The organism is Woodsholea maritima DSM 17123 (genome assembly GCF_000382325.1).
Taxonomy (GTDB): Bacteria; Pseudomonadota; Alphaproteobacteria; order Caulobacterales; family Maricaulaceae; genus Woodsholea; species Woodsholea maritima.
The window spans coordinates 519,965-534,083 of record NZ_KB908056.1 but is presented as its reverse complement, the minus strand read 5'-3'; the positions used below and the strand labels follow the sequence as shown (position 1 = coordinate 534,083).

Here is a 14,119-nt window from a genome sequence, read left to right as displayed (position 1 = left end):
CTGATAAGACGAATGAAATTGGAGCCTGCCGTGAAATTTCACGGCAGGCTCCTTTTTATAGAAGCTTGGCTCTTTTCTTTGGGGGCAGACTGTGGTCCAAGGGAGAAGTCGTAATGGGGGTTAGATCTGGCTAGGGTCAGATCTTTAGATGCATGAGTACTTATTCGCGCTTTCAATCAGAAATTATTCTGTCGGTGATCAGGCCGGGGGTTGAAGTTGTCGCGTTAGGTGTTCTGGTCTTCATCCTTGTCCAAATGGGCTGGTTTTTCTTTTACGGATCCAGTGCCAAGCCTTTAGATCTAGCGCCTATCCGCCAATCCTCTGCTAGTCAGAGCCAGGCAGGTGTGCATGGTGAGATCGGGGTTCTGCGTGATGGTGCGCTGTTCGGCGGGGAGGCCGTTAGTACGCCCGTCAATTTGGACATGGACGCGCCTGAAACTCAGCTTAATTTGGTCTTATATGGCGTACGTCGCGGGGATGATCCGCAATCGGGTACGGCGGTGATCGGTGGGGCTGAAGCTAACCAGCGCGCCTTTGCGGTGGGCAGTGATATCTTGGATGGGGTCCGCTTGGAAGCTGTCTATCCCGACCGCGTGATTATTAACCGGCGCGGAGCCCGCGAGTCGCTCTATCTCCGTGAGGAAGAGCGCGGGCGCTCTGCCGCAACGACCTTGTTGCGTCCTGTTGAAGCCCGTGCGCCCTCGGCGCAAGGTGCGATGGGCCGGGAAGCCTGGATCAACGGCTTACGCTTAGAGCCGGTGCGCGAGAATGGCGCGATGCAGGGGTTTCGTGTGCAAGCCTCAAGTCGCCAAGATTTGTTGAGCGCGGCCCAGCTTCAAGTGGGGGATGTTGTGACTGCCGTGAATGGGCGGGTACTTACCACGCCCGCAGATTTAATAGCCGCGATGGATGCATTCGCGGGTTCTTCTTCGGTCAGGTTAAATGTGCTCCGCGGGGGCGAGGCACGCACAATTGAGGCGCGATTGCAATGAATATGAAATCAGTTCTTCGCCCTGCGCTGGTGGCGCTGGCCGGTTCGGCTTTAGTGTGGTCGAGTGTGATGGGCCCTGCGGCGGCTCCCGCGTTTGCGCAAGAGCACACTTTGAATTTCCGTGATGCGGAAATTCAGGCCTTTATCGATGATGTGTCGATCGTGACGGGGTATACCTTTATCGTTGATCCTGAAGTGCGCGGACGCATTACGATCACTTCGCAAACCCCTTTGACTGAGGCGGAAGTGTTTCAGGTCTTCCTCTCGACCTTGCGGGTGCATGGTTATACCGCTGTGAGGACGCGCTCCGGGGCCTATCAGATTGTGCCCGAAGCAGATGGTGCCCGTTCTGGCGCGCGACCGAATAATGCTGATCTGGGGGAGCAATTTGTGACGAGCGTCATCCGCTTGTCGAATGCTGATGCTCAAGATGCCCTTCGCAGTGTACAGCCCATGGTGAGCCAAACCGGATCTGTGAACGCGATCCGGGGCTCAAATGCGTTGATCGTGGTCGATTATGGCTCGAACGTAACGGCGATTGAGACCCTGCTCGGTGATCTGGACCGTGATGATTCCGTCATGGAGATGGTCGCGCTTGATAATGTGTCTGCCGCTGAAATGACCCGTATCGTTGAGCGTAGCTTGGTCAATAACCGCAATAGCGAGCAGCGTTCTGAGAATTTGAGCGTTGTGCCGGTGGCGTCTTCGAACTCGATTCTTTTGCGCGGCTCGCGTGAAGCTGTGGCGGAGATGGTCTCTTTGGTGCGCCGCGTCGATGCGGTCAGTGAGAGCAATCAAACCTTCCGCGTTGTGCGCTTGGAGCATACCCAAGGTGAAAGCCTTGTTCCGATCTTGGAGCAAGTTTCGCGCGCTGTGACCCAGGACGGCGGCGAAGGCGGTGCCGTAGGCGGTGGTCGCCAGACCAGTATCGGCTATCACGAAGCCACGAACTCCATCATCATCAATGCGCCTGCGGATATTCTTCGTGAATTGGAATTGGTGATCCGTCAGCTGGATATTCGTCGTCCTCAAGTTTTGGTCGAAGCCATCATTGTTGAGGTGTCAGATACCACTGCGCGTGATCTGGGGGTTCAGTTTGCAGTTGCGGGCAGTGGCGGCACTGTTCCTTTTGCCTCAACGCGTTTTGGGCCGTCCACGGGCAGTGTGCGCCCGGATCTGCTGGCGCTGACCGGCGCTATAGCTTTACGTAATTCCAAGGATGAAGACGACAAAGCCGCTTCTAAAGATTTGAGCGCATCTGCGATCGCGTCCCTATTGGGCTCGCGCGGCGGCTTGTTCGGTGTGGGCGGGGAATCCAACGGCACGGTGTGGGGCGTTTTGGTCAATGCGCTGGAGCAAGATACCGATTCCAACGTGCTCTCTAAGCCTCATCTGATGACCCTGGATAATGAAGAAGCCAATCTGATTGTGGGTCAGGAGATCCCCATCACGACCGGTGAGACGTTAAGCTCAAACAATAATAACCCCTTCCGTACGGTTGAGCGCCAAGACGTGGGTGTTCAGCTCTATGTCAAGCCGCAAATCAATGATGGTGACACGATCCGTCTGCATATCCGTCAGGAAGTGTCGGCCTTGGTTGGCCCGGTGAGTTCAACCTCAACCGATCTGATCACGTCTAAGCGTGAGATTGAAACCACCGCATTGGCGGAAAATGGCGAGATTATTGTGCTGGGTGGTCTGATGGAACAAAATGACCAGTTGGCGGATAGTAAAGTGCCGGTATTGGGCGATATTCCTGCGGTGGGGCGTTTGTTCCGCAATGAAAGCCGCTCGACCACACGCAAAAATCTGATGGTCTTCCTGCGTCCAACGATTGTGCGCAGTGAAGAAGATGTGCGCAATCTGACCCGGCGTCATTATGATTATATGGTCGGCGAGCAGCGGAATGCGACGGCGGGTGAAAGCTCTAGCTTGGAATCGGTTGTCAATATGATGCTCAATTCCACCGCCCCCATCGAGCCGCGCGCCGAAGAGCGCCAACCTTAAGTCTGTCGAGAATTGAATGGCCCAATCTGCCAGCGCATCGCGCACCAAGTCGCCTAAAGATCTGCCTGCCATCACCTATGCCTTCGCGCGCGAGCAAGGCGTGGCCCTGATCACGGGGGATGAACCGGTCTTTGTGTTGCGCGATGGGGCCAATCCCATGGCTCTGGTCGAGGCGCGCCGTGCCGTCGGCCAGGCCTATCCGGTGACCGTTTATGATGGCGCGCGCTTTGATCGTGCGTTGTCCGAGATTTATGCCTTTGATGGTTTAAATGAAGACGCTGAGGATGCCGGTGCGGCTCAGGATGATGATCTCTCGCGCTTGATTGATGAGATCCCAAAAACCGAAGACCTGCTTGATAGTTCTTCGGATGCGCCGATCATTCGCTTGATCAATGGCTTGATTGCAGAGGCGGTGCGTACCGGGGCCTCAGACATTCACGTTGAGCCCTATGAAGACCGTGTGTCGGTACGCCTGCGCGTGGATGGGGTCTTGCGTGAGACTTTAAGCCTGTCGGCGAAGGTGGCCTCGCCCCTGGTTTCGCGCATCAAAGTCATGGCGCGTTTGGATATTGCGGAAAAACGCGTGCCCCAGGATGGCCGCATCACCTTGACCCTGGGCGGTAAAGGCATTGATGTGCGTGTCTCGACCTTGCCTTCGCGCTATGGGGAGCGTGTGGTGCTGCGCCTGCTCGATAAGGACAGTGCGCGCTTCACTTTGCAGGAGTTGGGTATGGCGCAGACCACTTTGGTGGATCTGCAAAAAGCCTTGTCCCAGCCCAATGGCATTGTCCTGGTTACGGGGCCCACCGGTGCGGGTAAGACCACGACGCTCTATGCCGGTCTCAATCTGTTGAATGATAAGAGCCGCAATATCCTGACCGTCGAAGATCCGGTGGAATATGCGGTGCCGGGCATTGGTCAGACCCAGGTCAATACCAAGGTCGGGATGACGTTTGCGGCCGGGCTGCGCGCGATCTTGCGCCAAGACCCCGATGTGGTGATGGTCGGTGAGATCCGCGATGTGGAAACGGCGGAGATTGCCGTTCAGGCCAGCTTGACCGGCCACCTTGTGCTGTCCACCGTGCACACCAACTCCGCGATTGCTGCCATTGCGCGTCTGCGTGATATGGGGGTAGAGGCTTATCTTTTGGCCTCCACCGTGTCGGCGATTGTCGCCCAGCGCCTGGTGCGCAAGCTCTGTCATCACTGTAAAGACGCCTATACTCCGGATGAGGCGGAGCGCCAGATCTTGGGGCTCAGCGCGGATGAGGCGGTAACGCTCTATCGTCCGATGGGCTGCCCCAGCTGTAAGGGGACGGGCTATAGCGGGCGACGCGGCGTTTATGAGCTGGTGATTGTGGACGATAAGCTGCGCGGGCTGATCCATGACCAGGCCCGTGAAGGCGATATGGCGGCCCATGCTTTTGCCCAGCGCCCCACGCTCTATCAGGCCGGCATCGCATTGGCTCAAGAGGGGGTCACCAGCCTTGCCGAAGTTCTTCGCGTCTGCCGAGAGGATAGCGAGCGCTAATGCCAGCCTTTGAGTATGAAGCCTTAGATGCGGCCGGGGCGAAGACCAAGGGGCTCTTGTCGGCCGATTCCGATGTTGGCGCGCGCCGCGAATTGCGCCGGCGCAAGCTGACGCCCTTAAAGCTCAACCGGGTGGATGAGCGCCGTTCGGGCGAGGGCGCAAAGAGTGTCAACCTGGCGGGCCTGCTGTCTCAAGCCAAGCTGAGCGAAAAAGAGCTGATGGGCGTGACGCGCCAGCTTTCCACCCTCATCAATGCCGGGATGCCGGTTGAGGAAGCCTTGGGCATGGTATCGGGCCAGATGGATCGGCCCAATGCGCGCAAAGTCCTGATGAATGTGCGTGGCCGGGTCAGTGAGGGTGAACGCCTGTCCGAAGCGATGGGGGGGTATGAGGCCAGTTTTCCCGGCGTCTATCGCGCTATGATTTCCGCCGGTGAGGGCACGGGCGGCTTGGGCGCGGTGCTTGATCGGTTATCAGATTATCTGGAGAAGGCTGCGGCCCTGCGTCAACGTATCCAGGTGGCCCTGATCTATCCCTGTGTGCTGGGCGTGGTGGCGCTATTAGTGGTGTCGGCCCTGTTGGTCTTTGTGGTGCCGCGCATTGCCGAGCAATTTACGACCTTGGGCGTGGATTTACCGGGCATTACCCAGTTTATGATTGCGCTATCGGGCTTCATGCAGGCCCATTGGAGCCTAGTGGGTGGAGGGCTTTTGGTCCTCATCTTGATCTTTATATTGGCCTTGCGCCGGCCTGCGATCAAGAAGCGTATGGATGGTTTTGTCCAACATATTCCTGGGTTTGGCGGGTTTAGCCGCAAGATTGAATCCGCGCGCTTTGCCCGTACGATGGCGATTTTGATCAATGCGGGCGCGGTTTTGCCCGATGCTTTACGCGCCGCGCGCCGGGCCAGTGCCAATGGTGTTTTTCAAGACCGGATCGCGAAAATCATCAACGAGGTTGAAACCGGGCGTGCGCTCAGCGATGCCTTGAAAGGCGCGAAATGGTTTCCGCCCTTGATGCTCTATATGATTGCAGCGGGTGAACGCTCAGGACGTTTGGATGAGATGTTCGAGAAGTCCGCCGATCATATCGACAATGAGGTCGATAGCGCGGTCAGCGTCGGTCTCAGCCTGTTGGAACCTGGGATTATTGTGATTATGGGCGGGGTTGTCGCCATGATCGTTCTGTCTATTCTCTTGCCGATTTTGAAGCTCAATTCTTTGGTTTTGGGCTAGGCCCCAAGCGGGGTGTGAGGAGTAAAGTGATGAGTGAGATTCACAAAGACGACACACAGGCCCAAGACGAGGGTGTGAACGCGGTGATCGTGGAAGAGGGGCGCGAGGATGAGCGCGGCTTCTCCCTCATTGAAATGATGGTTGTGATCGTAATCATCGGCTTGTTGGCGACCATCGTGATGATCAATGTGCTGCCCAATCAGGAGCGCGCGATGAGCGAGAAGGCGCGCGCCGATATCGCTCAACTGGAAAGCGCGCTGGAGATGTTCCGCCTGTCGACCCTTCGCTATCCCACGACCGATGAAGGGCTTGAGGCTTTGGTCAGCGCCCCCGCCGATCGTAATCTGGAGGGGCGCTATCCGGAGGGTGGGTTCATCAATCGCCTTCCCGAAGATCCATGGGGCAATCCTTATCAATATCTCAGCCCCGGTGAGCATAATCCGCGCTTTGACATCTATTCGCTGGGCGCGGATGGGCGTGCAGGCGGGGATGGGCGTAATGCCGATATCGGCAATTGGAACGAAGACTAATGCTTCAGGCACACGGCCATGGTTCAGCCGCCCCCGCTTCATCCGATGAAGCGGGGTTTTCCCTGTTGGAAGTGCTGGTGGCCTTGACGATTGTGTCTTTATTGGCGGGGGCTGTGGCCCTGTCTTTGGGTAATCAGCCCAGCGCCCAGAAAAAAGAAGCCGACCGCTTGGTGCTGCGCATGACTGCGGCCACCCAAGATAGCCTGATCGAGGGGCAGCTGGTGGGCTTCGCGCCAGAATTTGATAGCGCGGGCTATCAGTTTTTTACCTATGGGGTCGGTGAATGGCAGGTCGCCACAACCCGGCCCGCATTGGAGCGTCATCGCTTAACACCCGGCGTCACGCTTTATAATGAGCATTTGGCGCGTCCCCGCCTGGGCGCAGGGCGCAGGGCACCCGAGGCTCAGCCCGAAGTGTTCTTCGATCCCACCGGCGTCAATATGCCCTTCGCCTATCGTCTGGAAGGTGAGGGCGATCCGGTCTGGGTGATCCGCAATGAAGAGGGACGGTTACAGGTGGCTATGACCCCCGCGAGCGTGCAGGAGCGTCGTCGATGACCGCACGCCGCACCCCTCATGAAGCCGGGTTCTCGCTGATCGAGGTGATGGTCGCGCTCGCCATTTTGTCGCTCGCGGGCGTGGCTTTGCTGAACGCTGTGACGCAATCGAGCCGCGCCACCGGCATGGTGCAACGCCAGGCCTTGGCGGCACTGGCGGCGGAAAACCTGCTTAACCAAGCCTATCTTGATCATCCAGGACGGGGCGCTTTGGTGGCCGATGGTGGGACTTATGATCTGGGCGGCGAGACCTATAGCTGGAGCTTGGATCTGTTACCCACGGGCCAGGATGGCATGCGCCTGGTGGTCTTGAGCGTGCGCGGGCGCAATGATGATGCGCCGATCTACACCCTTCGCACCTTTGATGTGGGGAGCTGATTATGCGCATGCCTTCGAACCCTCGCGAGGCCGGGTTTTCCCTGATTGAGGTTCTGGCCGCGGTCTTCGTCTTCGGCCTTGTGAGTGCGATGAGCGTCGCCCTCTTGACCCAGGCCCTGCGGGCAAAAGAGGTTCAAGAAGGCGTTCAAGGTGAGATGGCTCAGGTGCAGGCCTTGCGCCTTTTATTGCGTGAGGATATGGGCCAAGTGGTTCTTCGTCCCTATCGGGCCAGCGATGGCCGCTTTGCCAGCGCGGTTTTTGTCGGCGATATTCGCGGCGTGGACCCCGCCCGGCGCGCGCGCGTCAATGAAGCGGTTGAGATTTTGACCTTTACCCGCGGGGGGTGGTCCAATCCCGGTGCAATCCAACCGCGCTCCTCCCTGCAACGCGTCAGCTATCTCTTGGACGGTGACACGCTTTATCGCCAAGCTTGGCTCTATCCTGATGTGACGCCAGAGGCGGAGCCGGTGCGCATGGTCGTGCTGGAGGGACTTGAGGATTTAGAGCTGGAGTTTCTTTATGCCAATCGCTGGCAGGATCAGGCTGAGATATTGGCGCTCGGCGGGACAGGGCAGGTGAGCTCAAGCCCGCCGCTTGCGGTGCGCTTGCGTTACACCTTACCCGGCTTGGGTGCGATGGAGCATATTGTCAGGTTGGGGGTTGCAGCACGCGCATGAAACCCTTCGCATCGGATAAAGAACGCGGCACAGCGCTGATCACCGCGATATTGCTGGTCGCCCTGATGGCGACGATTGCCTTGAGCTTGATTGACATTTCCAGCTTTGCCCTGTTTCGCACCGCCAATTCCCAGGCGCGCGACCAAGCCTATTGGTATGCCATGGGCGCGCGCGATTATGCGGAGGAGTTGCTGGCGGAGTTTGTCGGGAATGACGAAGATCCGATCGCCAGTAACGCGCCCTGGCTGTCAGGCCGGGTCTTCCCCATTGAGGGCGGGCAGATCGTCATCTCGGTGCGTGATCTCAATAATTGTTTTAATCCCAATAGCTTGATCGGGCCGCAAGAGGAAGCTCAAAGCGCCAATGATCAAAAGGATGTGGTGCGTGCACGCACTTTGCTTCTTGGGCTGAATATGGACCCGGTGATGAGCGAAAGCCTGGTCAATCAGATGGCCGATTGGGTCGATAGCGATGGCTATCCGCGTTTCAATGGCGCGGAAGATGAGACCTATAGCGTGTTAACGCCGCCCTATCGCGCGGCCAATCAGGCCATGGTCGTCACCGATGAAGTGCTGGCTTTACCGGCCATGAACGCCCAGGCCTATCAGGTGCTGGCCCCCTGGTTGTGCGTGCGCGATGAGCGTCTGGGCCATAGCCTTAATGTCAATACGCTGCGCCTGGATCAAGCCGCACTGCTATATGCTTGGTTTGCGGGTGATTTATCCTATTCAGATGCCGAAGCGGTGCTTTTCCGACGGCCCTCTTCAGGCTATGAGAACGTGGAAGACTTTTGGACGGACCCGGCGATAACGGCCTTGAATATTGCGGACGCCGCACGCAGCGGCGTCACGCTTCATTCGCGTCTGTTTGAGCTGGATATCGCGGTGGAGCTGCATGGTATGCAGTTTCGCTTGCGCGAAGCGGTTGAGGTCACAGGCCGTGACCAGGTGCACCGGGTGCGTCAACGATTTGGGGCGATGGAATGAAGACAAGTCTGGTCATACATATTGCCTCGCTGGGCCAAGACGGCGCGCTGCATGCGCGCTGGTGTCTGGGTGATGCTATGGGGCAGGTGCGCCATCAAGGCATTTGGGCTGAGGGGCAAGACTTGAGCTTGCCTGTAGGCGCTGGCATCGAACGGGCCATTATTCTCTTGCCAAGCAGTGATGTGTTTGTGCGCCAGGTGCGTGTGCCTGCGAAATCTGATCGTGAAGCGCGCATGGCCATCCCCTTTGTGATCGAGGATTATCTCGCCACACCCTTGGAAGAGACCCATATCAGCGTCGGTGATAAGATAGATGCCCAGGGCACGCGCTGGGTCTTCGCCGCGGCGCAGGCTTTAGTGGCGCGCTGGCAGGATTTCATTCAAAGCCTGAATATCAAGCCGGTTTATGTGCTGCCTGATGCCATGGCCTTAGAGGGTCATGGCGGGGATCTGACCGTGGTGGCGCATGAAAACTTTGCGCTCTATCAGGCCCCGGCGGCTGATCTGTTTGCCTATGTGGCGCGGATCGCTGCAGCCAAGGCCGGTGAAGGGGCGTCAGATGCGGATGAGACTGCGGGTGAAGCGCCCGCTCTCAATGCGCCGCTTTGTGGGGGATTTGAACTGAGCCTCGGCGATATGGCATTACCCAGCTTGGGTGCTGCGCTGGCACCTAAGCGGCTTTTGATCTCTCACGACATCAATCCGGCCTTGATCGTGCCAGGGCCAGAGCCTGTGGCGCTCAAACGCATGGCTAATCCAGACCTTGCGGCTTCTGCCGCGCGCCTTCCCTCCAGCGTTTTGGGCTTGATGCCCAAAGTGTTTGGGGCGGCGTTATCGGCGCGCATCGACTGGGCAGGGCTTGCCAAGCCCTGGATCTTGGCCGCCAGCTTGAGTGTGTTGGCGGGGATCAGCTATCTGGGCTTTAGCGTCTTTGAGGGCTTTTACTATCAATCGCGCACGCAGGCCTATCGCACAGCCAGCGAGCAAGCCTTCCGCACGGCTTTTCCTGATGTCAATAATATCCGTAATTTACGTGCGCAATTGCGCCAGCGTGTCGGCACGGGAAGTGCCCAAAGTGGGGCGCAATTTCTTGATCTCGCCGCGCGCTTGCAAACCCTGTTGAGTGATATTGATACCATTACCATCCAAAGCCTGCGCTTTGATGGGCAAAGCGGGGATTTGCGGGTCTCGGCGCTCTATTCAGATTTCTCGGATTTTGAGCGTTTGCGCGCAGCGGCAGAGGGTCAAGACCTCGTCCTGGTGGATGGCGGTGCACGCCAAAGCTCAGCCGGGATTAGTGGTGATTTCACGGTGAGGCGGCGGTAGAGATGACTTTCAACTTCGATACCTTCACCCGGCTTTGGGAAGAACGCTCGGCGCGTGAACAGGTCTTGCTGGTCGCGATGGGGCTGATCCTCGTTCTGGCCTTGATCTGGCTCTTGATTTTCCGCCCTGTCAGCGCCTTCAAAGCGCGCGAGTTCGAGAATTATCGCGCGGCGTTTGAGTTGCACCGCGAGGTGGTTGCCAGCATCAATACGTATACCGCCCGCACCCAGAGCGAGGGGGCGGCCAATGCCTCGGCTCAACAGCCCTTACGCACAGTCGTCGGTACACGGGCCACGGCCAATAATCTCGCGATCAGCCGGGTTCTGCCCGATGATCAGGGACGGTTGAATGTCTGGGTCACCAATGTCTCCAGCGCGTCTTTGATGGCCTGGCTGGTTGAGATGGCGCAAAATGATGGCATCGTGGCGCAAAACGTGATCATGGACCGCGAAGGGTCCAACCTCGTCAGTGCGCAAATTCTCTTAGCGCGTACGGGGGCATGATCATGATGCGTTGGATCGGATTAGCCGGGCTGGCCCTCATTCTTGCGCTGGTGGCTTTGATCATGACCCTGCCCTTACGCTGGGTCTTTGAGGTGAGTTTGCGCCCGCAAGGCATTCAGGCCGAAGCCGTCCATGGCAGTATCTGGAACGGTCAGATTTACGGCTTTCGCATGGGCCAGTTTTATGTCGATAAAGCCACGGTCCGCGTCGAGCCTATGAGCCTTTTGGGCTTGAAAGCACGCTTCAACGTCAATCTCGAAGATAGCGCGACCCTGGGCCAGGGCCAGATTGAGCTGGGCTTTGGACATGTGGCGGTGTTGAACTGGCGCGGGGCGAGTGAGCTCTATCGCCTGCCCGGTCTTGCGCAATTGGGCGTTCCGGCGGGGGAAAGCCTGCGCTTGAGTTTGGATGAAGTGGTGTTTACCGGTGCGGGCTGTCAAAGCGCGCGCGGAACCGTATCGACCTCGCTTCTAAGCTATTATGGCCATCGCTTTAACGTCGATTTACCGCTGATGCAGGGCCAGCTGGTCTGTCATGGCCAGGATTTGGGGGTCGATACGCTGACACAAAGCGCGATTTTCGATCTGGAGGCTCAGTTGACGCTTGCGCCGGGGGGCTATCGCGTTCACGCTGAAGCCACTGCCCATGATCAAGATGTGGTGCCGGTATTATTAGGCTTGGGCTTTAGTGAGGCAGGGGAAAAATGGCAATTGAACGCAAATGGGCCTTATTAGGTTCGGCTTTCACGGCGGCTGTGATGCTGAGTGCCTGCGGGGCGACCACCTCGGCTCCGCGTGCTCAGGCTATGGCGTCGAGCTCGGCGAATGCGTCGGAGGAGAGCGAGATCCTGGATCTGCCGCCGCAAACCCTGCGTGATGGGCAATGTGGATTATTCTTCTGGACCCAGAGCCTACCCCATCGCTTTATCGTGTTCGAGCATGAGCGGTATCAAAGCGTCTCCATCCTTTATGACGGTGAGATCCACACATTGGGCGTCACCCCGCAATCGAGTGATTATCTGGAGGGAGAGCCTTTTCGCCGGGTCTATCTCGATCAAGACAACCGTCGGGTCTATACACTAGACGGGCAAATTGGCGAGCGCACGAGCGCGGGGCCGCGTATCGAACGGGCTGTGATGCGGGTGCGTGATAATGATGGCCGCCAAGTGGTCATGCCGGTGATCGGACTGTTTTCCTGCCGGACCGAGAATGATGGCTATATCCCCGGTGTGGATGACGCGCTCAATTAAGTGAGGCTAAGGCCCAGATACGGTCCAGCCCAAGCCTTCAAAATCCAGGTGCATCCGATCGCCAGCGCCAGATGCGGGCCTAGGACGAGGCTGGATGTGCGCGTCAGGCCTCGGCCTAAAAGGTGCAGGATCAGCGCATAGCCAAGCCCGCTGATACCGGCTAACACTCCGATCATGGGAAGGGCCATCGCCCCGCACCAGGCCCCGCCGACGGCAAACAACTTGGCATCGCCGCGCCCCAGCCCCTCAACCCCGCGCAGGGCTTTATACCCCTTTTCAATGCCGACAAAGAGGCCATAGCCCAACCCCGCCCCGATCAGGCTGGAAAGCGGGGATTGACCCAAGAGAAATTGTGCACTGATCCCCACCGGGATGAGGGGCAGAACGAGGGTGTTGGGTAAATATCCCGTGCGCGCATCAATATAGGCGAGCGCGGTCAAAGGGATGAAAAGCGTCGCGGTTAAAAGGAAGACATCCACCATGGCCCGCGTCTTAACAGGATTGTCAGGACGCAGCCACGGCCAATGTAGGTTTAAAGCGGATAATCGCGCGCCGGATCGACACCGACCTCTTCTAGGAATTTACGGATCGCGCGCACTTCATCTTTGTTCAGGTCGTGCTGGGCATGATGAAAGTTGGTGGTATGGCCATTTAAGGTGACGGCGAATTTTGCGCCTTTACGCTCTTCCAGGTCCGCGCCCAGCTCAACCAGAACGGCGTCCACATCATGGGGCGCGAGGTTAGCAGGTTCTGGATGGGCAAATAGGGCGTGCAGGGTTTTACGGTGTTTATGGTTCATGACATCCCCTCGTGGAAAGTTATCCCTCTAGCTTAGACCTCTGCTTCATCTTGCCCATGCGACAGGCTGGCCCAGCGGCGTGCTGTCACACCCTGTTATGGAGTTTCGCTGAGATGCGGGGTCAGGGTGTAGAGCGTTTCTAGGTGAGGCCTCAGATCCAGGCCTTCATCCTTGGCCCAGCCGTCATCGAAATAGGTGGTGCGATAGCGCTCCCCACTATCACAGATTAAGGTGGCGATAGAGCCTGACTGGCCTTTGGCTTTCATGTCGAGTGCCAATTGAAGGGCGGCATAGACATTGGTGCCCGTGGACCCGCCACATTTGCGGCCCAGAATCCGTTCCAGCCAGCGCACCGTGGCCACAGAAGCCGCATCCGGCACATGGATCATGGCATCGACAACAGTGGGGATGAAGCTCGGCTCAACGCGCGGGCGGCCAATGCCTTCAATACGAGATTTTTTGTCAATACGGATGGCTCTATCGCCGGTTTTGAAGAAGGGGTAGAAGGCGGAATTATCCGGATCGGCCACGCACAGCCGGGTCTGGCCATAGAGGTGGGGATTATAGCGGATATAACGCCCCAAAGTCGCCGATGTGCCGCCCGTACCCGCCCCGGTCACGACCCAATTGGGGGCCGGGTGGGGCTCATGGGTCATCTGCGCGAACAGGCTTTCGGCGATATTATTATTACCGCGCCAATCGGTGGCCCGCTCGGCATAGGTAAACTGGTCCATATAATGCCCGCCCATCTTATCAGCGAGCGCCTGGGCCTCATCATACAGCGCGCCAGAGGGCACGCTGTGACAATCCCCACCATAAAAGCGCACTTGATCGAGCTTGCAAGGCTGGGTGCCTTCAGGGATCACCGAAATAAAGGGCAGGCCCAAGAGCTGGGCGAAATAGGCCTCTGAAATCGCGGTGGAGCCAGAGGAGGCTTCGATCACCGGCGTGCCGCGCCGGATATGACCATTGCAGAGCCCATAGAGGAAGAGCGAGCGCGCCAGGCGATGCTTTAAACTGCCCGTGGGGTGGGTCGATTCATCTTTAAGATAAAAGGTGATGCCGGGAAGGCCGGGGAGAACCAGCCGGTGTAAATGCGTATCGGCAGAGCGCAGAAAGTCGGCATTGATCGCCTCCACCGCTTCACACACCCAATCGCGATCTTTCGCGCTTAAATCCTGACCCTGAAAGCCCTTGAGCGCGATGTCCAAATTGGGCGTTTGAGTGTGAGTATGCGTGACCAGCATGAAGGCCCCCCGATCATTTTGATGTTACACTATCACGAGGAAAGGCGATCTTCGAGCCTTCCGCTCAGGATAAGTTTTCCACAGGTGAGAGATGGGATATTAGGC

General features: G+C 57.8%; 16 protein-coding genes. 13 read left to right on the top strand and 3 right to left on the bottom strand.

Annotation, left to right across the window (positions count from 1 at the left end):
- The first annotated feature begins 152 nt into the window (after nucleotides 1-152).
- Genes H151_RS0102595 through H151_RS0102535 form a run of 13 tightly spaced genes read left to right on the top strand, consistent with a single transcriptional unit; the run spans nucleotide 153 to nucleotide 11,968 of the window.
- Entirely contained in the window at nucleotides 153-992 is an 840-nt protein-coding gene (locus tag H151_RS0102595; RefSeq protein WP_019960067.1) for a type II secretion system protein N, read from the top strand.
- Complete coding sequence (gene gspD, locus H151_RS0102590) at nucleotides 989-2,998, top strand: type II secretion system secretin GspD (RefSeq protein ID WP_019960066.1); 2,010 nt, start codon at nucleotides 989-991, stop codon at nucleotides 2,996-2,998. Before H151_RS0102595 ends, gspD begins: the two co-directional genes overlap by 4 nt.
- Nucleotides 2,999-3,014: 16 nt before the next feature.
- On the top strand, nucleotides 3,015-4,529 hold the full coding sequence (gene gspE / locus H151_RS0102585; RefSeq protein ID WP_019960065.1) for a type II secretion system ATPase GspE: 1,515 nt from the start codon (nucleotides 3,015-3,017) through the stop codon (nucleotides 4,527-4,529).
- A complete protein-coding gene (gene gspF / locus H151_RS0102580) occupies nucleotides 4,529-5,764 on the top strand; it encodes a type II secretion system inner membrane protein GspF (RefSeq protein WP_019960064.1) in 1,236 nt (411 codons plus the stop codon). Before gspE ends, gspF begins: the two co-directional genes overlap by 1 nt.
- Nucleotides 5,765-5,793: 29 nt before the next feature.
- The gene (gene gspG, locus H151_RS0102575) at nucleotides 5,794-6,294 is read left to right on the top strand and encodes a type II secretion system major pseudopilin GspG (RefSeq protein WP_019960063.1); all 501 of its coding nucleotides are present in this window, start codon (nucleotides 5,794-5,796) and stop codon (nucleotides 6,292-6,294) included.
- Entirely contained in the window at nucleotides 6,294-6,851 is a 558-nt protein-coding gene (locus H151_RS16790; protein WP_019960062.1) for a prepilin-type N-terminal cleavage/methylation domain-containing protein, read from the top strand. The genes gspG and H151_RS16790 overlap by 1 nt, the downstream gene beginning before the upstream one ends.
- The gene (gene gspI, locus H151_RS16785; protein ID WP_019960061.1) at nucleotides 6,848-7,228 is read left to right on the top strand and encodes a type II secretion system minor pseudopilin GspI; all 381 of its coding nucleotides are present in this window, start codon (nucleotides 6,848-6,850) and stop codon (nucleotides 7,226-7,228) included. The genes H151_RS16790 and gspI overlap by 4 nt, the downstream gene beginning before the upstream one ends.
- 2 nt (nucleotides 7,229-7,230) lie before the next feature.
- Nucleotides 7,231-7,905 carry a type II secretion system minor pseudopilin GspJ gene (gspJ, locus tag H151_RS0102560; RefSeq protein ID WP_019960060.1) on the top strand — a complete coding sequence of 225 codons (675 nt, stop codon included), beginning with the start codon at nucleotides 7,231-7,233 and terminating at the stop codon, nucleotides 7,903-7,905.
- Nucleotides 7,902-8,891 (top strand): type II secretion system minor pseudopilin GspK, encoded by a 990-nt coding sequence (gspK, locus tag H151_RS0102555; RefSeq protein WP_019960059.1) that lies wholly within the window; start codon nucleotides 7,902-7,904, stop codon nucleotides 8,889-8,891. The genes gspJ and gspK overlap by 4 nt, the downstream gene beginning before the upstream one ends.
- Nucleotides 8,888-10,216 carry a type II secretion system protein GspL gene (gene gspL, locus H151_RS0102550; RefSeq protein ID WP_019960058.1) on the top strand — a complete coding sequence of 443 codons (1,329 nt, stop codon included), beginning with the start codon at nucleotides 8,888-8,890 and terminating at the stop codon, nucleotides 10,214-10,216. Before gspK ends, gspL begins: the two co-directional genes overlap by 4 nt.
- Before the next feature lie 2 nt (nucleotides 10,217-10,218).
- Nucleotides 10,219-10,719, top strand: a complete 501-nt coding sequence (locus tag H151_RS0102545) for a type II secretion system protein M (protein ID WP_019960057.1) — start codon at nucleotides 10,219-10,221, stop codon at nucleotides 10,717-10,719.
- A gap of 2 nt (nucleotides 10,720-10,721) precedes the next feature.
- A complete protein-coding gene (gene gspN / locus H151_RS0102540) occupies nucleotides 10,722-11,453 on the top strand; it encodes a type II secretion system protein N (protein WP_169336696.1) in 732 nt (243 codons plus the stop codon).
- Nucleotides 11,423-11,968, top strand: a complete 546-nt coding sequence (locus tag H151_RS0102535; RefSeq protein ID WP_019960055.1) for a hypothetical protein — start codon at nucleotides 11,423-11,425, stop codon at nucleotides 11,966-11,968. Before gspN ends, H151_RS0102535 begins: the two co-directional genes overlap by 31 nt.
- Here the strand turns inward: H151_RS0102535 and H151_RS15245 are convergent.
- From H151_RS15245 to H151_RS0102520, 3 genes are all read right to left on the bottom strand, one after another.
- A complete protein-coding gene (locus H151_RS15245; protein ID WP_019960054.1) occupies nucleotides 11,965-12,450 on the bottom strand; it encodes a prepilin peptidase in 486 nt (161 codons plus the stop codon). The genes H151_RS0102535 and H151_RS15245 overlap by 4 nt on opposite strands.
- 50 nt (nucleotides 12,451-12,500) lie before the next feature.
- Nucleotides 12,501-12,767, bottom strand: coding sequence for a hypothetical protein (locus tag H151_RS0102525; protein ID WP_019960053.1), 267 nt, complete (start codon nucleotides 12,765-12,767; stop codon nucleotides 12,501-12,503).
- A 95-nt stretch (nucleotides 12,768-12,862) separates the two neighbouring features.
- The gene (locus tag H151_RS0102520) at nucleotides 12,863-14,014 is read right to left on the bottom strand and encodes a PLP-dependent cysteine synthase family protein (RefSeq protein WP_019960052.1); all 1,152 of its coding nucleotides are present in this window, start codon (nucleotides 14,012-14,014) and stop codon (nucleotides 12,863-12,865) included.
- Nucleotides 14,015-14,119: the final 105 nt, after the last annotated feature.